1 protein-coding gene is annotated in these 643 nt (G+C 66.6%); it reads right to left on the bottom strand.

Annotated features, from left to right (window positions below; genetic code table 11):
* The coding region (locus tag SO139_RS46365) for a hypothetical protein (RefSeq protein ID WP_498542175.1) at nucleotides 1–632 on the bottom strand (632 nt) is incomplete at its 3' end.
* Nucleotides 633–643 lie beyond the last annotated feature (11 nt).

Here is a 643-nt window from a genome sequence, read left to right as displayed (position 1 = left end):
TTCGCCTCGTCGATCGCGTCGAGATCGACGACATCACGCGCCTGCGGGTTGAAGTCATTGCCACGCGCGCCGCGAAGCTGAGCGCGACGTGGATCGGTGGTGGGAACGGCGATGCCTTTGCGGATAGCCCGCTGCGCGGTTGCAACGGGCATCAGCGCGTCTTCATACTGGCCGGCAAAACGCTTGTGGCCTTCGTGGTCGCTGAAGCGAGCAGAGTGCGTCATGAACACGATCATGGTCGGCGGCGGCGCCTCGACCTTCGCAACCGGCGCGGGCGCAGGCTTCGGCGGAATATCTGCGGCCCCGGTTTTGATCTGCTCCACCATTTGGCGCAGCTCCACCAGGGCAAGCGCGCCTGCGACGTCGATCTGCGCCGCCCAGTTGCGCGCGACCGCGCCCAGTTCGTTGGCTTCGAAATGGAGGTGAGCGACAGCCTCGACGGCGTCGGCGAGCTGGCGAGCGGCCGTCTGGTATGCCGGCAGCGCCTTGTCGATCTCATCGAGGTCGCGCGCCAGCTTGTCGGCTGCTGCGTTACGCTCAATGGCGGCGCGCTGCGCGGCGATCTGGGCCTCGACCTCGACGATCTTCGCCTGCTGAGCGGCGATCGCCTTGCCGAAGTTGTCGCGCGTCAACGTGCAAGAGG

This window comes from Bradyrhizobium sp. UFLA05-89 (genome assembly GCF_059803475.1).
The sequence above is the reverse complement of the archived record's forward strand: the minus strand, read 5'-3'. Positions and strand labels throughout refer to the sequence as shown.